This window comes from Geovibrio sp. ADMFC3, from assembly GCF_054687035.1.
Genome location: NZ_BAAFZG010000002.1, coordinates 2827788 through 2847442 on the forward strand (window position 1 = coordinate 2827788; position 19655 = coordinate 2847442).

Here is a 19655-nt window from a genome sequence, read left to right on the forward strand (position 1 = left end):
AAGCTCCTAGTTGATTTGCTGTGCAGTTATGTTGTAACTGCACTCAGTATAGATGTTGGTAATTTTACGCTGGCACGTTCCATTGCGTTCATAAGTCCAGCAGATATTTTCATTTCTGAGGCATGATTCAGGCGGCGGAGTTTTGCTTACACAGGTATTTCTCCAATCAACGCACGCATAGGAACCAAATGTACAATTAATCAATGGAGCAAACGATTCAGGTTCCAGTCTGTATATCAAACTGGCCTCATAACGTGTGTGCTCTTCGAGAATCGGCATATCCGAGCAGGAAACTGTTTTAAGGCATGTATCATCATTTATTTTTACATATCCTGTAGGGCATGTGTAATTTGTAGTTGCTTGCATAGTACACATGTTTGTCGTGCCATTAATCGTTGTACCCGGTACGCAGTATGCTGCTCTGTAGCAAATGGAACCAGACATGGTGAAACCAGAGGGGCAGCTCGATGTTAATGAAATTGTGCATTTATTCGTGGAAGCATTGAATGTTCCGCCGTTGTTGCATGTGGGCGTTTTAACGCACATGCCGAGAGCTGCATCATAGGTAAAGCCAGAGGGGCAGGATGTAGAAGCCGTCAGTTCGCATTTATTCGCGGCAGCGCTGAATGTTCCGCCGTTGTTGCATGTGGGTGTTTTAACACACATCTGAAAGGCGGCATCGTAGGTAAAGCCTGTTGCGCAGGAAGGTTCCGGTTTCGGCGCAGTTTCAATGACTGTGCAGATATTGTAAGAAGCTTTTCCGCCGTTGGGGCATATATACGTATTATTTTCAACACAATTATGTCCATCAAGCGGAGCCCATGATGAACCATTACAATACCATGATTGGTGTGTTCCGGATTTTCTGCACTTATATGGACATTCGGGATCCAGTCCGTATGATGCACCATATGTAGTAGTTTTAACGCACTGATTTCCTGATTCCGTATATCCTGCTGGGCAGGTTGCCGGAATTGCTGCAGTTGTACATTTCTTCAGAGACGAATTGTATGTTCCAGTGGAACAAACCGGATTAGCCTGACATTTATTCAAGCTGCTGTTGTATGTGTACCCGCTGGGGCAGCTTGTATTGGCACCGATAACACACTTCTTCGCAGTCGAGTTGTATATCCCCGTGGAGCAGACAGGGTTGGCCTGACAAATTGAACCGTTTTTAGTATATCCAGTAGGGCAAGATGTCGTTACAGGTGCTTCGCAACGATCAGTTGTGGTGTTATAGCTTCCACCGTTGGGGCATGACGGTGATGTTTCGCACACTCCTCTTGTCGGATTATATGAGCCGGCAGGACAAGTATAAACTATATCTGTTGATTGACTATCTTGGCACTCATTTGCACATTCAGCTTGATTCTCATAAGTCTGGCCATTCAATGCACAACGATAAACAGTTTTTTCAGACCAGTAATTTTCAGCATCCCAGACTATTTCATCAAGGATTCTTTTTTGCACAACTGCCACATTTTCATAAGTATATTCAGTGCGATTATCACACACCAACTCTCTTGTTTCTCGTGTTGTGATCACTGTGCATGAGTTAGTCAGATCAGTTCCGTAGTCATAAAACTGCTGTGCTGCGTCATTATCACCTACATCAGCAGAATTGGTGCGGGATTCATCATATTGTGGAGCAGTGTCTTTCATTTCATTTATTCCGCTCTCAGTCAGATTCCCGCTGTTTTTTGTTTTGTTTTGCATGTCTTTATAGTAGTTCTTTGAATAATTACTATTCCAAGTTTCACGGTAATCAGCAAATGATGTAGTTGATACTGCTATCACACATAAGATTGCAGTAATCTTCTTTATAAGAGACAACATTCTCTTTTCCTCCATAGTACATGAACATAATCCTCAAACCCCGGAGCCTTAGCAAAAAACTCGGAAACAAGAGGAATTACACCTATGGGCAAGCCATATCTGACAACCGGGCAAGCTGGCTGAAGCCAGTATTGAGACTTTATGATTCGTGGAAACGGTACGGGGTTACATATTGAATCTGGTACACCTTCTCCGGCTATGGCCTCACCGGGGCTTGTTGCCCAGAGCATGACCGCGTTATGCAGCTTATCAATCATGCGTGTGGAGACAAGATGCGAACCAACCACATCATTGCGCTTCTGTTCCTGCACATTACCACTGTCTGGAAATATGCTACCCCAGCAACCGGCACACCAATAGAGAGGGTTAAGCGGTCTGTTGAACGATGATGCAACGCAATCTGCGATGCACGCAGCCTGAGCGACAGGGTTTGCAAAAAGCAATTTTTCAGGCTGGACCAAATGGTTTAATTCATCGAATTCATGGTATGGATCGAGCTCCGACATATATCCGATATCAATAGAGGTTGGGTCTACCTGCAAACACAGTACGCTGGATAAAATATTTAAAACCCACATCACTGGATACCAGAGATAATGGCTCTGAATAGTGGAGCCACTATCACTAACCTGTGAACCGACTTTGTATAAACCAGAAAATACCCCTAAATTTAAATTGAAGCTTGGGAAAAAGAAGGGCTTCTGAGTTGTTTCGATCAGTGCTATCGGCTCAGCATAGCGAATTTTAAATCCTACTCTAGGCACTGGTGTTGTGCATATGCATATGCCGAGAAAGCGGAACTCACGTATGAACATTGACCAGTCAACATTCGTGATCGGATTGAAAAACGGCACACAGCCGGCAGCATGGGCGGTTTGAAAATTCGGAACTGCTGTAAATAGCATTATGGCCACAAGAGTTGATGCGATGAGACGTTTCATTTTTTCACCTTTTCTGTCCTGAACGACTGAACGCGAACCATTTTCCCCTCCTGGGATATCAGAGAAGGAGCGCATGAAAGATTAAACTTTTTCAGCATCCCTTCATTTGCTTTTCCGGCAGGTACATTAACTCCGTTTTTCTGGCTGAGTTCGAAGAACACCTGAAGGTCTCCGTTTATTGCAATAGGCTGAATGGGGTGTTCAGGGTTAGCTTTCACTTTTGAGAAATAGACCTTGAGGTGTTCGTTGTTATCTACATCAAGAAACATGTAGTTTCGCTGAAGATTGAAGTAGTCTAGCGGATTTACAGTTGTTCCTTTTGAGTACAGAATGTTTTGTGAGGCATCTGTGATGTTTCTTTCGAGTACATAGGTTGGGTCGACCAGCCTTATACTGTTATCTGTACAATCAGATACGTTAAGCCCTTCAAGTTTCATTACTTGTCCTAATTTTTTGGATAACTCGTCTTTTCCGAAGCCTTTCACAAGGTGCTGCTTTTTGGAAATCTCGGACATTAGCCAGTCATAGAAATCATTCTCTTCGATCTGATAGGTCTTGCCGTGGGTGCCAAGGTCAGTTACCGCATGAGCTGAAGCTGTCAAAAGCATCATAAATGCCAGAATCAGGTTAATACATTTCATGATTGGCCTCTGCTAAAAAGCTGTATCCTTTCGCAACGAGTCTTTTCCTCAGCTCATCAGTAAAGTCATAAAAGCCGCTGCCGATTACCGCGCCCTGTTCAAGGAAAACAGCAATCTCGTACTCTTCCTGAATCTCGGTTACTGTTTTTGTCATATCTGCCAAAAACTTCTTTGTGTATTCCTCTGTTATAGGATTGTTCTTTGATGTTGCCTGATCGAAGGCCCATATTTTGTATTGCTGAATAAGCTGTGTGGTGTTAACCGTTTTGATACTGTTCCTGACATCTGTTTTTATATACAGAATGCGATACTGGGTAATCGTTATTGCCGATATCAGCACAGCGATAATCAGAGTGAAAATATAGATTCCTATTCCTGAGTTCTTTTTGTTCTTCTTGGCTTCTTCTGACATGGGGAACCTCCGCTTCTTATTCGTTCCCCTTCCATACATTTTTTTTCTGATGGAAAGTGTGTCTTTTTATGCAGAAGCGGACTATCTGAAGGATTATAGAGATATGTCGTAAGTTTGATGGCAGGAGGGTTCACTCTTGATGTTGTTCGGATTGCACCTCTTTTTCTCTATGAACTTGTGCGAACCACTCAAGGAATTCATCTTCTACAAGGTATGATACCCCATCAAATGCTACTTCATTAATAAAAAGTCTTGTATCATCTCCAATAGCATCATCATCAAGCAGTAAATTAGCTAGCTCATAAGGGGTTTTGTGAGTGTAGACATATATAGTGTTTTCAAGTTCTTTCAGTTTGTATGGTTTAAATTTCCTCCGTTTTAATATTCCAAATATACTCTTAGCTTCATTTTTATACAGGATACATAAGACCCTTTTTAATTTCTTGGTTTTCATTCTTTGCCTCTCAATTTCTCACACAGTCTCATTTTAATTAAAAAAGACACGCATTGCATTGAATTTCTATCCTAGTATGAACGCAAGGAGGTGTCCAAATGAATGAACTACTCGAATGTTACAAAATGCTGGAAGATATATTTAATCGCTTTGAACAGGTAAAAGCAGAGATGAAAGAAATAATCAATAATCAAAAGTCTCGCTACAAGACAGGCGCTCTTTATGCAAGCCTCCATTATTGCTCAAAAAAGAATACTGGCTGTCTTTACTGTCCGCATCATTTCGAATGGCGCATGAGAATCAGCAAAGAGAAAGCAGATACTGAAGGAGAAGGGAAGTTTCGCAGCATCAGAGTGGCAACTAAAAAAATTACTCACGCCGATCTCCGTAAGATAGACAAAGACCGATTATACCCAATGCTGAAAGAACTGGAAAATAAGCTGAGTCCACTCCAAGAGGAACGTGATTTCCTTGCAAAAAAAATCCGTCAGATTCAGACAATATTAAAAGCTACATCTAAAAAAATCTGATCCTCGTTTGCTAATAAGGGGGGGAACACATGGGCTGATCAAAAGGGTACGGTTTAAATAGCAAACGAGCTTTTTGTTTTTTCTGAAAATGAAGATTTATAAAATTCAGAATCACTGTTCTTTATGCTGAATTTTATTCGCCCTCGTTCCCAAGATACTCCCGCCGAACCCGCATGACACTCCGCATATCAATTTCCTGTCTGGAAGCTCAGTCGCGTCCGTGTAGTCCCTGTTTGGTGAAATGACAGACAGGGACTCGTGAACTGATAATATCAATTAATAATCACAATGTACTCGAATAAGATACAGTGTTTATCCGTTAAAGTAGTCCTTTAAATATTAAAGGGGAATTTGACGGGTCTTTAAGAATGGGAAAAATTAAAGCCTTAGCATTATAAATTGTTAGCACTAATCATATTTTCTACAAATCATGTTGATTCAATATTTTTGCCAGATAACAAAAAAGACACGAAAATGAGGTCGTAAGAAATGTATGCTACTCCTGATAACTCTTATCCGGAGGTAGAGATGAGCAATAAGCAAAACCATAAGGAAAACCCGCCGAGGTATTGTATTTGCGGTAAAGAACTCCCGCCTTACCGCAAGTCGGCTTGCTCAAAAGAATGTAGGCAGAAGCTTGAAGAGCAGCGGAGAGAGGAGCGTGGTCTGTATATTCACCGTTGTATCGTTTGCGGTAAAGAATTCAGTTCTGCGAAGAAAGAGCGCCTTCTATGCGGCAGCCGTGAATGCCGTAGTAAACACGCCAAGATGTGCTTGACGAATAATGAGCGTAACCAGATAAAAGAGCCCTCCATAACAAGGGTAATAAAGCACAATGACCCACTTCTCGACAATCAAATACAATGGTTACTCATTCAAGGCAAAGATGCCGAAGCAAGGCATATCTCTCAGTTCAAGGACTATGAGGAATATAAGGAATACGAACGCAGTATTAAAAAGAATGGCCTTCCATGCCGTTCGTCTATTCTGGGTACGAGGGTACTGAAATGACAAAAGAAATAGTAAAGGCAAAGACAATCATCAATGAAACACTTGGCAAGAGTGTAGATGTGGTCACTTTTAAGGGCGCAGTATGGTTTTTCGGACGTGACGTGGCGAAAGCCTTGGGGTATCGCGGCAGCCGTCTTGCTAGTTGTATTTATAAATACTGCAAAGAGTCAGTTATGGTCAGGAGCGGGAGGGATTTTGCTATTGAGCCCATTGAGCTCCAGAACAGATGGTTTATCCACTTGAAGGGGGTTATTGAGCTCGCCAAACACTCGCCAGAGGACCCTACACCAGTGCTTGATTGGATTAACTCTTTAGCGCTTACTGAGAGCGGCGACCAAAGATTACCTTTGTTGGCAAGAGAAACATTTTTAAACTGGATGTTGTTATTAGACAAGTTGTTGAAAGGCGAAAAGCTAGAGTCAATCACTGTTGAAGCTTGGTATAGAACCCTGTCGGATATTAACGATTCTGATTTTGAGAAAGCTGCAATGTGGCATCTTTATAATTCTGAATTTCGCCCTACGCCAGCAGAAATACGGGCAACGGTAACGAGGTTTTCAGAACCAGTCAAGAAAGCTATAGATAAGGTAACGGTATTGAGGTTTTCAGAACCAGAGGAAGAACAGTCAGTTGAGTCAGTAAAACCAGCGGTTCCATCCGAAACAGACTTAATCGAAAGCGACTCACCCGTGAAGGGGAACACACCGGAACACCCTGTAGGCAATTCAACAGAAAGCTCCGAAACACAGGTATTGCAGGCTTTTCAGCACACTCAGTTCGGTCAGATAAGGATTATCGACAAAGACGGCGCGCCGTGGTTTGTGGCCAAAGATGTTGCAGAGGTTTTAGGTTATAAGGATACAACCAATGCTATCAAAGCACATTGTAGGGGGGTGGTAAAACACCACCCCTATGAACAGCGGGTTTCAGGCAGTCAACCGATAAACATCATCCCTGAATCTGACCTTTACCGCCTTATTCTGCGTTCCAAACTGCCGCAAGCTGAAGCATTTCAGGACTGGGTAACAATGGAAGTTCTTCCTTCAATCCGCAAGACCGGCAAATACCGTATCGACGACAGGAATATTAACAATCCAGCGCAGAAGGAAGCACCTTACTGGTATCAGTCTTTGGATAAAATGCACCCCGAAGCCCTTGCAGAGCTTGAAGGCGTAACCGCAGGGTATATACACCGTCTTGCTCAAATAGCAGAAGAAACGGTGTACAGCATGAGCTTTCTTAACGATTACTTCCTTCGTCAGATGGGCGTCAAAGACATTATGCACATCCAGACAGTTCCATTGCAGGATAAGGCAGATTATATCCTTGAAGAGCTCTCCGAATGGGCTCTTAGGCGCATGAAGAATGCACGCCTTATTTGCGATATTCTCGAAAAAGCCAAGAAGGACAACAATGGCCTTTCTTCAGAAGAAATATTCAGAGCAACTAATTACGCAGTGAGCCTGAGAGATTGTTACAGCATTCTCAATCTGCTGTGCAGTAAGGGCTATGCCACATATCGAAACGAGAAGTCTGGAAAGAGGGTGAAAATCAGGAAGTACTTCCTGAACAAGCACATAGACACAGATTATTTTGAAGACGATATCCCTTTTAAGGAGTTCTAAATGAAGCAACATGAAATTATTCAATATATTCGCAAGGCTAGGGGACTTACACAAAGAGAACTGTCAGAAAAGATTAATGTTGCCAGTTCGGTAATGTCACGTGCAGAGAATAGTGCCGCTAACAAAGAAAATACTGAGGCAATATGCAGAGCACTCGGTATAAACAAGCTGGAAGAACTAGAATTTACAGATGAGATAATTTATTTCGAATTAACTGAAACAGTTAATTCGGATATAGACCTCGCTTTTATCTATTTTCTGGCGCAAAAAAAGTCAAAGGTGTATTTGCTGCACTCGGATTTGAATTTATCTTTAAAAAATAAGAAGAAGTATTTCGGTTCTACGTGGATCGGGTTTGCAATCGATTATAAGGGCTCTTTGCTTGTTTTTCTTCGTGAGGAACGAATGCCGTTGCCTTGCGCACTGGGAGACTTCTTGCGGCAGTTTGCTTTAAATAAACACCCAGAAACTGAATTATTTATTACAGAGATTCGAAGAGAGATAGATTCTCTTTATAACCATGCAAGGTCTGCTGATAGCTTACGTGTCGTGTTACAGGAGTGCCAATCTACTCAATTGGAAATGTCTCTGATAGGTGACGAAAGGGAAAGCAGACCATATCAGGCAAAAAAAGATGCGGACGGGTTGATATGAACATATTGAAGCAGTTATCCAGCAATCTCAAAAATATAAGCAAAGGCTTTTTTATTAACGATTCGGCTCAAGAAAAGACTGTCTTTATGGAATTGACTCACCTGAACGGTTTTTGGTACGGCGGTCTTACTGCTCGGTTAAGCGCCGCCCGTGTGAAGATGTCTGTTGCCGATGAGTTTTGCAATAAAATCTCAGAAGACACGCCAACCTTGGAACCGCATATCAAGTGGTGGAGAGACAAATACTTGCCTCAAGAACACGACTATATAGGAGAGATATTAGAGCGCTGGGAAAGCTTTATGTATTCTTTAGGGCAGGGGATACACGAAAATGCTGTAAAAGTTGGCTCAACAGCGAAATCTTATGACTGGAAAGCATTTAATAATCATTTATTCTTTGAGGCTCAGTATGCCTCGAAACTGGGATATATGCTTGCTCTGAGTCAAATAAGCGGAGAAATCATAAGTGCTTCCAGTGTGCTGAAAAGCAAAATAAGCACTCCGCATGAGCACGGCTACACCAACAGGTGGCGTGATTATCTGCAAGGATTACTCAATGTACAAAAACATGTACGAAAAGGACTGTACGGAGAACAACGGCTGGCCTACGAAGCAACCATAAACACTGTTGTTGAAAAAATAATAAAAAAAGAGATCGGAGATTGGAGGGGGATATGACAGGTAATACAATCTCAGTTGATAAGGATACGAGAGACCCCGTTTTCGATATGCAAAAAGTATTTAAGGATTACCCGGATTTTACAAAACAATTGAATGATTATATCAAAATACACGGCAGACAAGTTCCTTCTCATATTTTTATGCCCGATCTTTTCTGGGCATTTATACTTGTAGAGCGTCGTAAACAACAATCATTTCCTGTTCCTATAGACATAGAAGGGATACAGAAAACCCAAATAATTCTAGGTGCTTTAGGAACATGGCGTTTTTCCCAAGGAATTTACAAATTCGACAACACACTTTTAGACGAAATTCTGAAAACAAAAATGGATGGAGATATTCCTTTTTTTATTTTTGAACACCTGCCTGAATGGTGCATATATATTGAGACGCAAGGGGTGATGTTTAAACAAAAAGCACTTCTTGGCTTTTGGGTTTACCATACTGAATTAGGCTTGTGTTTGATCTTTAATTTTGAAGACTCTTATCATTATGAGCTTATTTACTCAGACATGAAAACACTTAAAGACCGAAATATCCCTCTATCTGGCTGCGATAGTGAAGAATATGAACAAGAGCTCGGCGGATTGCTGGCTTTAGTGTTGTATATTTGCTCTCAGGAGCCGGAAATTAAACCAAGCAGATTGTGGGCGGGGAAACCTGTGCCCAAAAGGACAAAGAAGGGTTTACGCTTTTTTCCTGCGGACAAACCTTTGATATTTACAGTCGGCGAAAGCATAGGACAAAAGCTCAGAGAGCAATCCTCCCCCACGCATGGGAAAGAGGGTAAGGCCAAGAGACCCCACCTCAGAAGGGCGCATTGGCACGGGTATTGGACAGGACCAAGAGACGGAGAGCGGTCATTTATCTTGAAATGGTTGCCGCCTGTGTTTGTGGATAGCGAACAATATTTATAAGTATAAAGAGGTTATTATGTCAACAAGCAGAATTATCACAAGAATAGTATTATCTGATTCTTGGTATTATATCAAGCTCGCTGGGATGGTGGAGTACGAGGGGTACGATTGTTTTTATGAATTTCCTTTCGATTTGCACATAGAGCAGGGCAGTGATATATTTTTGCCTTGTATAGATAAATACGAGGAAGATGCCGCAAAGCTCGGAAAACCTAAATATTGGGTGCAGAAAGACGGAACTGTTGTTAAGGTTTATTTGTTACATATTGACGGAGATCCAGAAGATTCGATAACATTTAGCTCTGAAGAACACCCAATGGTATGGGACGATTTAAGAAAAGCGGGATGGATTTTTGGTAAGGATTATAGATGGTTAGGGTGATAAATAAAGTAAGCATAGGAAAAGGTTGGGAGAGCAGTCATGAGCTTATTGGAAATTAAACGTGACGAAAATAGAGGGAAAATCTGGAGCCACGTGCGCAGTAAATGGCTGATAGAAACACCTGAAGAGACAGTGCGCCAAGAATACTTGCTGGTGCTGGTCAACGAGTACGGATTCTCCCTTGATCAGATCTCTGAAGAGATGGATCTGACTGGAAGAGGTTCCGCCTCTGCCCGCGCCGACTTTGTCCTCTGGCGCACCGCGCAGGATAAGACCGATGACAACGCCCCCTTCATCATCGTTGAATGCAAATCCGATAACGTCACCATCAAGCCGCAAGACTACAGCCAGGGTGAAAACTACGCTCGCATCTGCGGCGCACCGTTCTTTGTCACCCACAATTCGCGGGAAACCAAATACTGGCGGGTCAAAAAAGACAAAGTGCCGGGCTACACGGAGGAAATCGAGAATATCCCCCATGGCAACGCTTCGGATAAGGATATCGAAGAGCTGTTCTCCAAGCTCCGCGCCTTTAAGGAAAAAGAGTTCGCCGACCTGTTGCACAAGTGCCACAATATCATCCGCAACCGCGAGAAAAAAGATCCGGCGGCCGCCTTTGACGAAATCGCCAAGGTTCTGTTCATCAAGGTTTACGTGGAACGCTCCCTGCTCACACGGCGCAACAAGACCAACCTTTTTACCGTCGATGTGCTGAAAGGCCAGATCGCTGAAAACCCGTTGGACAACCTCTTTCAGGAGACCAAACGAGCCTATGCTGCCGATAAGATTTTTGATGACGATGAACGCATTAACCTGAAACCAGCTACCGGCGAGGCCATCGTCAAGGAACTGGAGAAGTACAACCTCTCCGATACCAGCGAAGATGTGAAGGGAGTCGCCTTTGAGCGCTTCCTTGGCCGCACTTTCCGGGGCGAGATAGGCCAATTCTTCACCCCTCGCACCATTGTTGAATTCATGGTGCACATGGTTGATCCTCATGAGGGTGAGATTGTCTGCGACCCAGCAAGCGGTTCAGGCGGCTTTCTAATCAGAGTGTTCGAGATTGTACGTGAAAAGATCCTCGCCGATGCCGATCGCGAGTATAACGCCTTCAAAACTGAAGTAGAAGCCGACAAGTCACTCTCCGAGGCTCAGTGTGCCAAGAAACTCCAAGATAAATTCACCGAGGTGCAGGCGCTCATAGACCAGAAGCGCGAAGGCTCTCGTCTATGGAATCTCTCCAATCGTTGCATCTACGGCACCGACGCCAACGACCGTATGGCTCGCACCAGTAAGATGAATATGATCATGCATGGCGACGGTCACGGCGGCGTCCACCACCACGACGGCTTTCTGAATGTCAACGGCATATTTGAAGGACGTTTTGACATCATCCTCACCAATCCTCCCTTTGGAGCCAATGTCGAGCCCACCGACAAAGTACTGGATGTGGATATCAAGGTCAATCCGGTCGCAGAAGAGCGCTATCTGAAGGAATACGGCGACCTCTACCGTGAAGCCCAAAACAGGGTGAAAGCTGCTATAAATAAGCCCATCGCCAGCCTGTTCGAACTTCCCAAAAGCGACAAGGCCAAGATTAAGACTGAGGTGCTTTTCATTGAACGCTGCCTAGATCTGCTCAAACCCGGCGGTCGCCTTGGCATCGTGTTGCCGGAAGGCATTTTCAACAATCCATCCCTTGCTTACGTGCGCGAATTCACCGAAGACCGCGCCTTCCTGCGCGCCGTGGTCAGTCTGCCGCAGGAGACCTTTGTCAGCTCGGGGGCCAGCGTGAAATGCTCGTTGCTCTTCCTTCAAAAGTTTACCGAGGAGGAACAGCAGAGGTTTGACGAGACCTACGCCATCGCTAAGACGGAAATCGAAGCCCTTTACGCTGATGAGATCAAGGTGGAGCGGGAGCGGCTGGAAAATGAAATAGAGGCGGCAAAGCTGGCCAAGGACGCCGAGCGGCGCAAGGCCCTGCAAAAGGAACTCAAGGACTACCTGAAGGCGATGGAAGTCCGGCAGATTACCGAGACTCGCCAACTGCTCAAGGAGCGGTTCGACTACCCCATCTTCATGTACGAGGCGGAAAAGGTCGGCATCTCCGCCACCGGCGAGGAGGATCAAAACGAGCTTTACCCCAACGACCGCCAGCCCGCCGATTGTGACAAGACCTGCCTGGAGTGGTATCGGGAGTTTCTCGCCGATCCGAGCGCCTTTGCTCAAGCGGGAGGGGCTGAGTGATGGGCGAAGTGGCCTTTCGTGTTATTCAATACAGTGAGCTTGAACGCTGGGACGTCAAGTATTTCGCTGGCCGAATCAAATCGCAATATCCGCTTGTGTCTCTGGCTGATTTTGTTACGGAACATAACGAAAAAATCCGGCCATTTGATAATCCGAATGAGACTTTTAAAATACTCGGTGTGAATAATGTTGAGGGCATTTTTCATGCGTATGACGCACTTGGTAAGGATATTAAACAACCTTATAAAAAGGTGAATGCCGGTGATTTCGCTTACAACCCTTACCGCATCAATATTGGTTCTATTGGACGAGTACCACCAGAGCATGACGGTGCATACATAAGTCCAGCTTACGTCGTTTTTTCAGTAAATAGCTCTGTCATTCTCCCTGAAGTCTTCTGGTTCATACTCAAGTCGGATTTCTTCAATCAAACGCTTCGTGCAGCTACCGCAGGTTCCGTTCGGATGAACCTGACTTATCCATTGCTTGAAACGCTGAAAATCCCCATCCCGCCGCTGCCGATCCAACGGAAGATTGTGGACCATTGGGAGGCGGCGCAAAAATCCATAACAGCTGCCAAAGCACGTGTTGCTGAAATTGAAAAGGAGACACAGGCGCGGTTTCTCTCAGACTTGGGACTGCCTAAACCAAAGCGTTCCGCTCCGCCCAAATGCTTCGCGGCGACCTGGGAAAGTTTCGAACGCTGGAGCGTCAGTTACAACCAGGCCGCCATGTCGATGATAGAACTGACGCGTGGGAGGTATCCGGTTGTTGAGCTGGGTTCCATTCTCGAAATGGTCCAGTATGGAACCAGCGAAAAGGCGAATACCTCTGAAAAAGGCACGACTGTTTTGCGAATGAACAATATCAAGGACGGCTACCTTGATTATTCGAATTTAAAACACGTAGTCCTTTCGGAAAAAACACGAGAATCCCTCTTGCTTGTTGATGGAGATATTCTCTTCAACCGGACTAATAGCAAGGAACTGGTTGGGAAGTGCGCTGTCTTTCATAGCGTCGATGAATATGTTTTTGCTTCATATCTCATACGGGTTAGGCCAAAGCCAAGTACCGCAAATTCAGATTTTGTCGCTTACTGCATAAATTCCGTAATTGGTCGTCAGCAAATTGATGCACTAAGTCGCCAAATTATCGGTCAAGCGAATATCAATAGCCATGAATTGCGTAGCCTCCGGCTTCCACTCCCGCCGCTCAATGTTCAAAAAGAAATCATGGCACATATTGAGGCTGGTCGTGACGAGATCCTTGGTCAGATCGAAATTGTCAACAAGCTGAATTCCCAAACTCAGCTTGATATAGAAAAAATGATCCTAGGTATCCGTAAAATGGAGGAATGCTGATATGTCCAGAGTCCGCCAATACATCGAGTTCGAGGGACTGTTTTCGGAAAGCGTGTTGGGCATCTATGGAGACGCCTTCTCCACTAAAGCTATTACCGCAGGTATAAGCGAAAAAATAAATCACTCAAGAAGTACCCCGTCTCTTATAGGCGGGGTTTTCTATTTAATTACCTTTTATAAAAGAATGCGTTAAACCACTTCACCTTTTAAAAAATAACATTAATAATCTCTATTAAATTTAAGCCTCAAATTACGGTTTCAAAGTTCCCATGCCCCGCTTCGGCGGGGCTTTTTTTATCTCAAAATAAATCTAAAAATATTTAGATTTAAGTGTTGACAATCTAAAAATATTTAGATATTATTATCTCATAGACAGGGTGGACGGGAACACCGCCCTGAAAAAAAAAGAAAGGAGAAAGAAAATGGCAACAGTTACAATCAAAGGGGTCACAGGTTTTTGGAACGGTAAAACGTACAAATCAGAGAAAGCAGATCATAGAATCTATGTAGGAGAACAGGAATTGCATGTAACAAAAGAAGAATATCAGTCTCTTCTCGATGAAAGCACAAGAGCATCCGAAGCGGCAGTAGCGGCAAAATGTCGTCAGATTCGGGAGCTTTTTGATAGCCTTCCTAAAGAAAAAAAATGGAGCATAATAGGGGATATGGCTATAGATGCTGCTGAATCAACAGGGGATGAGAATATAGAAAAATCAGCGTTTGATTTCGATCATATGTTTTTTGAACTGCTGACAAACAAAAAATAATTACACGCCCCGCTCCGGCGGGGCTATAAAAAGGCGGTAAGCGGTCAAATGAAAGACAAAGAATTGGCTAAAATGTTGGGTATCACACCCAACGCTGTATATCTTATGGGGAAAAATGACCCAGTAAGAAAAGAGCTGCTGAAACATGCAGCGGAGGATTTTATGAAAACTACGTATGTGATAGACTATATAAAATGGGAACTCGGAGAGGGCGGTTTCTGCATCCCCGCAGACTACAAAGAAAGGGAAAAAAAAGGTGAGGGCTGGTCAGCTATCTGCATGACAGATAGCCAACGTGACCGTCTGCTAAACGAAGCAACAAGAGCGGGGGTAGAAATGGTCTATTGCCCCTATTCTGTCAAAATCATGAGTGCGTCCGGGGCAACATTTTTTGAGCATTTCCCTACTTTTGAAGAGGGGAAAGACTATATAGAAAAACTTCTCTCTGAGGGTGCTATGTTCAATCATTGCACTCATAGTGATCTGATAGAAAGATATCCGAAGGTGAAGAGGGTGTCAAAAGAGCTTTGGGACGCTCTGGGCAGATGAAGCACCTGCCTGATCTACACCTGAAGCTTGAAAAGGGGGCGGTTTTGCCCCCTGTTTCCCTCGGTGTGCTGACCGCTCACAGGGATTCCGGAAAGGTTGTGATCCGTATTCCCGCCGATCTGGTGGAAATGCTGAAAGAGACAGATTCACTGAAGCTCTCCGGAAACTGTCTTGAGTCTGTGGGTGGGTTCGGCTGTGTCTATATAGCAATGGATGCAGAACAAAAAACAAAAAGAGAAAAAAACGAAAGCGATGTAGAGGGCTTCTTTGTCTGGAATTCTCCGGACGGGGAAAAGGGGTTCTATCCCCTTGCTGAAACTGATGAAGGGGTATCTATATTTCCTCTCTGCGGCTTGCCGAGTGATGATGAACCGATGCTGAATCATGTCCGCAGACAAGCGAGGGCTTTTGACCCGGCGGATTTTGAAGCGGCTGTGAACTGGATAGTTTCTATATATTTCTTTGTTCAGGAGAGCTTCAGGGCTGAACCTGTCTCTATAGAAAAGGAATATACCGAAGCGCTTCAGCGCAAATACACAAATCTGAAAAAACGGGCTGTGGCGCACGCAAACGCTTTCAACAGGGTTTATCTGCAAGGCTGGAAGTCAATATCGGAAAAGCGGGAAGCCTTCGGAATAGGCAGATCACTTCAGGGTGCTTGGATTGTCCGTGGACACTGGCGGCAACAGGCGCACGGAAGCGGGCATAAAGAGCGCCGCTTGACATGGATTGCGCCCCACTGGAAGGGCAGCGGGGTTGTCACAGGCAAGGAATATGTCTTGCCAAAGCCGAAATAGATATGTATTTTTTCTTATGGTTGGATTCTTTCTCCTTCCATGTTCCCAAGCCCCGCTTCGGCGGGGCTTTTTCTTTTGAATCCCACATAATACAAGCGGTGGCTCGGAGAAATAATAGATTTTGTGGATAAGGCCCTTAATAAATACGTTAATGGCGTATTTTCCTATTGACTAATATACGCTGATAACGTATATTATGAATATAAAGCGGAATAGTAAATTAAGCCCCTTCGGGGGGCTTTTTTATATGGAGCGGAATATGGATTTTAAAGATTTGAAAAAAGAGCTGAAGCTGACATCGCAGGAGATATCCGACTTAACCGGCACTCCTAAGAGGTCAATAGACAACTGGAGCGCAGGGCGGAATGCGCCGCCTGAGGTTATGATTGCATGGCTGAAGATGGAGCGGATGCGCCGCGCCGCGCTCGATGCGATAGAGGCGGGGGAACCTGACAAGGCGGCTGAAATTTTGAGAGCTCCTTGAGATGAGAGAGTTTGAAAAATATATCTCCCAGAGATATCCGCAATGTTGGCGGGAGCTTGACGGTTTTTTAAACGCGCCTGAGTTATCATGGCCGGATTGGTGTCTTTATCCGCTTGCGGCGGCAATCGCCGTTGCTTCACGCGGCGGGCGTGTTGATCTGCCTATTGTTGCCGATGCTCAGGATCTGGCTTGTCTTGCCGCTTGGCGGGTGACAAGGGGGGTGTATCGTTTTGATGATTGGCTTTATGGTGAGCTCGTCAAGACGGATATTAAGACCGATTTGCCTATGTCGGTCTTTTTTAACTTGCCTCAGCATTGTATTTATATTGAGCTCAGTGGTGTGCCGTTCTGCGGGGTGTTTGTCTGGCTTGAGTATGACGTTAATACTCAGGAGGCGGAGCTTAGGCTTGCTTTTGATGATGGTCGGTCTCTTTTGCATGTGCCGTTATCTCTGGTTTTTGAGCAGAGTTTAGAGGATGCGGTTAAATATGCTCTGCGGGATGCGGCGCAAAATGCGGAAAAACACGGTATAAAAATAGCTGATACGCAGGCTCTGATGCCTGATTTTGATGCTATGGCGCATGTGGTTAACCTTTTGCTGTTTATCTGCTCTGACAGTATAACGGATATTGCCGCTGCTGACGGCGGATCTCCCCGCAGGGCTGTAAAATCCAAGACTAAGCAGGGGTGGCGATATTTTCCGGCGGATAAAGAGACTTTGTTTTTTGTGGGCAATAAAATTGCCGCATCATTGCGAGCGGAGGCACAGGGGTCAGGGGTTGCGCCGCATGTTCGGCGGGCTCATTGGCATGGGTATTGGGTAGGGCAGGGGCGCACTCAGTTTGTTTATCGCTGGATTCCTCCGGTAATTGTGTCCGCTTCAAAATGACTTTTTAAAAAAAATACGTTAATGGCGTATTTTTCTATTGACTTATATACGCTGATAACGTATATTATGAATATAAAGCGGACGGGAACACCGCTAAAAAAGAAAGGAGTTAGTTATGAAATTGGAAGTGGGTAAAATTTATCTTTATACAAAATTATCTAATATGGCAATGCGTGTTATTGTACCTTTTGCTCTTGGAGCTTCTTATGATGAACTTGGAATCTGGTATATAAGTTATAAAGAAAAGGAATCTTTGTATGAACATGAATATAATGGAATGGTTCATACAAAGGGTAGAATTAGTGTTTTTAATACTTCTGACCCGATGAATACTTTTTATGAATCGTTAAAATCTGGTAATTTTACATTAAGTGAAATATCACCTGATGATTTTGTCTTAGAAACTTTTAATATCAATTTGCCTGTTTTATGCAATGAATATGCCGTTACGGATGATGATACTACTGTTCGCTTATTGGTTAAAAATGTTGGCTATTCGGTTGATTCTCGTGAGCCTGTTTTTTATATCGGGCTTACTCGCAATGTCTTACATCCTTCTACTATAATGCCGGTCTTTTTTAATAAAGAGGGTCGATTAATTGATTGCGGTGGCGGGTTTGCTGGAAATTTAGTTTAAAAATAACGATGAATGTATATAATTTTGCAGATTTAAAAAATTGAAGTCGGAATCTCCTTTTCCGATTTCAATGTTCCCGTGCCCCGCTTCGGCGGGGCTTTTATTGTTAAATACTTCTCAAAGGTAAATCAAAACAGACAAAGAGCATCTTGCCCCTATACTTAGTTTTTCTAAAAAGACACATTTTCCTCTTCAATTTTCTTTTAGAGTCATGTTGAGGTGAATGATGATTACAGTAAATATTGCATCCAGCTTAAAATCGCCGTTAAAGTGGGCCGGGGGAAAAGGGCGGTTAATCCCTCAGTTATCATGCTATCTGCCCGCAGAAATGAAGCACGGACGTCTGCCGGTCTATTTTGAACCTTTCCTCGGCGGTGGTGCTATGTTTTTTTATCTTGCATCGCACGGACTGATCAAATCAGCTTATTTGTCGGACGCAAACGCAGATTTAATTAATTTCTATACTGCCTTAATGAAGAGCACTCAACGCCTCATCACCGAGGCGGGTATACTTCAGGACGCTTATAACGGGCTATCTAACGAATTCAGGGCAGATTTCTATAATTCCCGCCGGGCAGATTTTAATTCCTACGGAAGCGTTTATGACGTTGAACGCGCAGCCCTGTTTCTTTTTCTGAATAAGACCTGCTTCAATGGTCTTTACAGAGTGAACAGCAGAGGGGAGTTCAACACAGCCTTCGGGAAATATAAATCAATCTGTCTTATAGATAGTGACCTTGCATTTTATTTCAGAGATTTAATGGTCAATTCCCGCGCAGAAATCTTTATAGGCGATTATTCCACTATTGATTATGCTCATGCTTTCATTGAGCCGGAGCGAACATTTGTTTACTACGACCCACCTTACCGCGCACTCAGCGCATCAGCATGTTTCACCAGTTATACAGAAAATGGCTTCAGTGATACTGACCACAAGCAACTTGCAGAGCACTTTTTTTTACTCAGCAAATACCGTATCAGGCAGATGCTCAGTAATTCAAACCCGAAAAACACAAATGAAAATGATCACTTCTTTGATGACCTCTACGCTTCCTGTCGTATCGGTTATATCGAAGCTTCACGGGCTATCAGCTGCAAAGCTGAAAGCAGAGGGAAAATTACTGAACTCGTAATCACCAATTACGTACCTGGGCAATAAAAATACAAATACAAGGAGACAGATGATGGGAAATAACAAAAAAGGCTCAAAGGAGAATAAAATGATACCAAAGAAAAATACATTCACAGAGGCAACGCCGGAAAAGGCACTGTATAGGGCTATTAGCGATTATCTTCAAACTATTTCTTCCGAAGATAATCAACTTGAATTTGCTCTTATAGATAAAACCCGTATGGCTGACATAAAAACATACTTTTCAGAAAGTAAAAAAAGTGAAGAGCTAGCGTATCTTTCGATACTAATTCCTTTCAATTTAACAGTTATGGATGAAGATAGAGATTTAAGCTGCTTTGATCTTGAAAAGGAGTTTGATAAGGAAACGAAAATATACAAGAAAGAAATAAAATCAATGCTAGTCGATCTATATTTGAAGACGATTGAAGATTACATACATCTGTTCCATGAAAGACTTAGCAATGGCCAAATTAGAGCCAACGATACACGCCTTCTTGATTTTTTGAATCGCAATGTGCTCAGGGTTACAATGCTGCAATCTGGCGGGTTATTCCAACCAAGCAAAGAACCAAGAATAAAAAGAGCAATCCGTACACTGGGTATCCTGAAGTATGTGGCATCTGGCTCTCCGGAACGAGACCAAAATACTCCTTCATTTGAAGAGAAAGTTTTGAGAAATAAAGAAGCTTTGTAGTCCGGAGATAAA

The 19655-nt window shown here is 43.6% G+C and carries 23 protein-coding genes; 18 read left to right on the forward strand and 5 right to left on the reverse strand.

Features of this window, described 5'->3' with window-relative positions:
• Window positions 1-6: 6 nt before the first annotated feature.
• The 5 genes from ACYRYY_RS13715 to ACYRYY_RS13735 form a co-directional block, all read right to left on the reverse strand.
• Window positions 7-1836: a hypothetical protein gene (locus tag ACYRYY_RS13715; RefSeq protein WP_460216157.1), complete on the reverse strand. Its 1830-nt coding sequence runs from the start codon at window positions 1834-1836 to the stop codon at window positions 7-9.
• Window positions 1821-2777: a TraU family protein gene (locus ACYRYY_RS13720; protein ID WP_460216158.1), complete on the reverse strand. Its 957-nt coding sequence runs from the start codon at window positions 2775-2777 to the stop codon at window positions 1821-1823. The genes ACYRYY_RS13715 and ACYRYY_RS13720 overlap by 16 nt, the downstream gene beginning before the upstream one ends.
• Window positions 2774-3418 carry a hypothetical protein gene (locus ACYRYY_RS13725; protein ID WP_460216159.1) on the reverse strand — a complete coding sequence of 215 codons (645 nt, stop codon included), beginning with the start codon at window positions 3416-3418 and terminating at the stop codon, window positions 2774-2776. Before ACYRYY_RS13725 ends, ACYRYY_RS13720 begins: the two co-directional genes overlap by 4 nt.
• Window positions 3405-3830, reverse strand: coding sequence for a hypothetical protein (locus tag ACYRYY_RS13730; protein WP_460216160.1), 426 nt, complete (start codon window positions 3828-3830; stop codon window positions 3405-3407). Before ACYRYY_RS13730 ends, ACYRYY_RS13725 begins: the two co-directional genes overlap by 14 nt.
• Before the next feature lie 130 nt (window positions 3831-3960).
• Complete coding sequence (locus tag ACYRYY_RS13735; protein WP_460216161.1) at window positions 3961-4284, reverse strand: hypothetical protein; 324 nt, start codon at window positions 4282-4284, stop codon at window positions 3961-3963.
• Between the two features lie 98 nt (window positions 4285-4382).
• Between ACYRYY_RS13735 and ACYRYY_RS13740 the strand changes: the two genes are divergently transcribed.
• The 18 genes from ACYRYY_RS13740 (at window position 4383) to ACYRYY_RS13825 (ending at window position 19643) form a co-directional block, all read left to right on the forward strand.
• Window positions 4383-4814, forward strand: coding sequence for a hypothetical protein (locus tag ACYRYY_RS13740; RefSeq protein WP_460216162.1), 432 nt, complete (start codon window positions 4383-4385; stop codon window positions 4812-4814).
• 528 nt (window positions 4815-5342) lie between these two features.
• A complete protein-coding gene (locus ACYRYY_RS13745) occupies window positions 5343-5825 on the forward strand; it encodes a hypothetical protein (RefSeq protein WP_460216163.1) in 483 nt (160 codons plus the stop codon).
• Window positions 5822-7450, forward strand: coding sequence for a BRO family protein (locus ACYRYY_RS13750; RefSeq protein ID WP_460216164.1), 1629 nt, complete (start codon window positions 5822-5824; stop codon window positions 7448-7450). Before ACYRYY_RS13745 ends, ACYRYY_RS13750 begins: the two co-directional genes overlap by 4 nt.
• Entirely contained in the window at window positions 7451-8104 is a 654-nt protein-coding gene (locus ACYRYY_RS13755) for a helix-turn-helix domain-containing protein (RefSeq protein ID WP_460216165.1), read from the forward strand.
• A complete protein-coding gene (locus ACYRYY_RS13760; protein ID WP_460216166.1) occupies window positions 8101-8781 on the forward strand; it encodes a hypothetical protein in 681 nt (226 codons plus the stop codon). The genes ACYRYY_RS13755 and ACYRYY_RS13760 overlap by 4 nt, the downstream gene beginning before the upstream one ends.
• A complete protein-coding gene (locus ACYRYY_RS13765; RefSeq protein ID WP_460216167.1) occupies window positions 8778-9701 on the forward strand; it encodes an AcrVA2 family anti-CRISPR protein in 924 nt (307 codons plus the stop codon). Before ACYRYY_RS13760 ends, ACYRYY_RS13765 begins: the two co-directional genes overlap by 4 nt.
• A 16-nt stretch (window positions 9702-9717) precedes the next feature.
• A complete protein-coding gene (locus ACYRYY_RS13770; protein ID WP_460216168.1) occupies window positions 9718-10083 on the forward strand; it encodes a hypothetical protein in 366 nt (121 codons plus the stop codon).
• Window positions 10084-10122: 39 nt separating this feature from the next.
• Entirely contained in the window at window positions 10123-12330 is a 2208-nt protein-coding gene (locus ACYRYY_RS13775; RefSeq protein WP_460216169.1) for an N-6 DNA methylase, read from the forward strand.
• The gene (locus ACYRYY_RS13780) at window positions 12330-13691 is read left to right on the forward strand and encodes a restriction endonuclease subunit S (protein WP_460216505.1); all 1362 of its coding nucleotides are present in this window, start codon (window positions 12330-12332) and stop codon (window positions 13689-13691) included. Before ACYRYY_RS13775 ends, ACYRYY_RS13780 begins: the two co-directional genes overlap by 1 nt.
• A gap of 1 nt (window position 13692) precedes the next feature.
• Window positions 13693-13884 carry a hypothetical protein gene (locus ACYRYY_RS13785; RefSeq protein ID WP_460216170.1) on the forward strand — a complete coding sequence of 64 codons (192 nt, stop codon included), beginning with the start codon at window positions 13693-13695 and terminating at the stop codon, window positions 13882-13884.
• Window positions 13885-14113: 229 nt separating this feature from the next.
• The gene (locus tag ACYRYY_RS13790; RefSeq protein ID WP_460216171.1) at window positions 14114-14458 is read left to right on the forward strand and encodes a hypothetical protein; all 345 of its coding nucleotides are present in this window, start codon (window positions 14114-14116) and stop codon (window positions 14456-14458) included.
• A 48-nt stretch (window positions 14459-14506) separates the two neighbouring features.
• Window positions 14507-15007, forward strand: a complete 501-nt coding sequence (locus tag ACYRYY_RS13795) for a hypothetical protein (RefSeq protein ID WP_460216172.1) — start codon at window positions 14507-14509, stop codon at window positions 15005-15007.
• Complete coding sequence (locus ACYRYY_RS13800) at window positions 15004-15804, forward strand: hypothetical protein (RefSeq protein ID WP_460216173.1); 801 nt, start codon at window positions 15004-15006, stop codon at window positions 15802-15804. The genes ACYRYY_RS13795 and ACYRYY_RS13800 overlap by 4 nt, the downstream gene beginning before the upstream one ends.
• Window positions 15805-16063: 259 nt before the next feature.
• The gene (locus ACYRYY_RS13805; RefSeq protein WP_460216174.1) at window positions 16064-16288 is read left to right on the forward strand and encodes a hypothetical protein; all 225 of its coding nucleotides are present in this window, start codon (window positions 16064-16066) and stop codon (window positions 16286-16288) included.
• A gap of 1 nt (window position 16289) precedes the next feature.
• A complete protein-coding gene (locus tag ACYRYY_RS13810; RefSeq protein ID WP_460216175.1) occupies window positions 16290-17177 on the forward strand; it encodes an AcrVA2 family anti-CRISPR protein in 888 nt (295 codons plus the stop codon).
• A 115-nt stretch (window positions 17178-17292) separates the two neighbouring features.
• A complete protein-coding gene (locus ACYRYY_RS13815; protein WP_460216176.1) occupies window positions 17293-17814 on the forward strand; it encodes a hypothetical protein in 522 nt (173 codons plus the stop codon).
• A gap of 223 nt (window positions 17815-18037) precedes the next feature.
• On the forward strand, window positions 18038-18973 hold the full coding sequence (locus tag ACYRYY_RS13820; RefSeq protein WP_460216177.1) for a DNA adenine methylase: 936 nt from the start codon (window positions 18038-18040) through the stop codon (window positions 18971-18973).
• 22 nt (window positions 18974-18995) lie between these two features.
• Window positions 18996-19643, forward strand: coding sequence for a hypothetical protein (locus ACYRYY_RS13825; protein WP_460216178.1), 648 nt, complete (start codon window positions 18996-18998; stop codon window positions 19641-19643).
• Window positions 19644-19655: the final 12 nt, after the last annotated feature.

Bases quoted from the DNA above. Each gene is read 5' to 3' on its own strand.
- ACYRYY_RS13715 (WP_460216157.1), bottom strand. From the start codon at position 1,836: ATGTTGTCTCTTATAAAGAAGATTACTGCAATCTTATGTGTGATAGCA.
- ACYRYY_RS13720 (WP_460216158.1), bottom strand. From the start codon at position 2,777: ATGAAACGTCTCATCGCATCAACTCTTGTGGCCATAATGCTATTTACA.
- ACYRYY_RS13725 (WP_460216159.1), bottom strand. From the start codon at position 3,418: ATGAAATGTATTAACCTGATTCTGGCATTTATGATGCTTTTGACAGCT.
- ACYRYY_RS13730 (WP_460216160.1), bottom strand. From the start codon at position 3,830: ATGTCAGAAGAAGCCAAGAAGAACAAAAAGAACTCAGGAATAGGAATC.
- ACYRYY_RS13735 (WP_460216161.1), bottom strand. From the start codon at position 4,284: ATGAAAACCAAGAAATTAAAAAGGGTCTTATGTATCCTGTATAAAAAT.
- ACYRYY_RS13740 (WP_460216162.1), top strand. From the start codon at position 4,383: ATGAATGAACTACTCGAATGTTACAAAATGCTGGAAGATATATTTAAT.
- ACYRYY_RS13745 (WP_460216163.1), top strand. From the start codon at position 5,343: ATGAGCAATAAGCAAAACCATAAGGAAAACCCGCCGAGGTATTGTATT.
- ACYRYY_RS13750 (WP_460216164.1), top strand. From the start codon at position 5,822: ATGACAAAAGAAATAGTAAAGGCAAAGACAATCATCAATGAAACACTT.
- ACYRYY_RS13755 (WP_460216165.1), top strand. From the start codon at position 7,451: ATGAAGCAACATGAAATTATTCAATATATTCGCAAGGCTAGGGGACTT.
- ACYRYY_RS13760 (WP_460216166.1), top strand. From the start codon at position 8,101: ATGAACATATTGAAGCAGTTATCCAGCAATCTCAAAAATATAAGCAAA.
- ACYRYY_RS13765 (WP_460216167.1), top strand. From the start codon at position 8,778: ATGACAGGTAATACAATCTCAGTTGATAAGGATACGAGAGACCCCGTT.
- ACYRYY_RS13770 (WP_460216168.1), top strand. From the start codon at position 9,718: ATGTCAACAAGCAGAATTATCACAAGAATAGTATTATCTGATTCTTGG.
- ACYRYY_RS13775 (WP_460216169.1), top strand. From the start codon at position 10,123: ATGAGCTTATTGGAAATTAAACGTGACGAAAATAGAGGGAAAATCTGG.
- ACYRYY_RS13780 (WP_460216505.1), top strand. From the start codon at position 12,330: ATGGGCGAAGTGGCCTTTCGTGTTATTCAATACAGTGAGCTTGAACGC.
- ACYRYY_RS13785 (WP_460216170.1), top strand. From the start codon at position 13,693: ATGTCCAGAGTCCGCCAATACATCGAGTTCGAGGGACTGTTTTCGGAA.
- ACYRYY_RS13790 (WP_460216171.1), top strand. From the start codon at position 14,114: ATGGCAACAGTTACAATCAAAGGGGTCACAGGTTTTTGGAACGGTAAA.
- ACYRYY_RS13795 (WP_460216172.1), top strand. From the start codon at position 14,507: ATGAAAGACAAAGAATTGGCTAAAATGTTGGGTATCACACCCAACGCT.
- ACYRYY_RS13800 (WP_460216173.1), top strand. From the start codon at position 15,004: ATGAAGCACCTGCCTGATCTACACCTGAAGCTTGAAAAGGGGGCGGTT.
- ACYRYY_RS13805 (WP_460216174.1), top strand. From the start codon at position 16,064: ATGGATTTTAAAGATTTGAAAAAAGAGCTGAAGCTGACATCGCAGGAG.
- ACYRYY_RS13810 (WP_460216175.1), top strand. From the start codon at position 16,290: ATGAGAGAGTTTGAAAAATATATCTCCCAGAGATATCCGCAATGTTGG.
- ACYRYY_RS13815 (WP_460216176.1), top strand. From the start codon at position 17,293: ATGAAATTGGAAGTGGGTAAAATTTATCTTTATACAAAATTATCTAAT.
- ACYRYY_RS13820 (WP_460216177.1), top strand. From the start codon at position 18,038: ATGATGATTACAGTAAATATTGCATCCAGCTTAAAATCGCCGTTAAAG.
- ACYRYY_RS13825 (WP_460216178.1), top strand. From the start codon at position 18,996: ATGATGGGAAATAACAAAAAAGGCTCAAAGGAGAATAAAATGATACCA.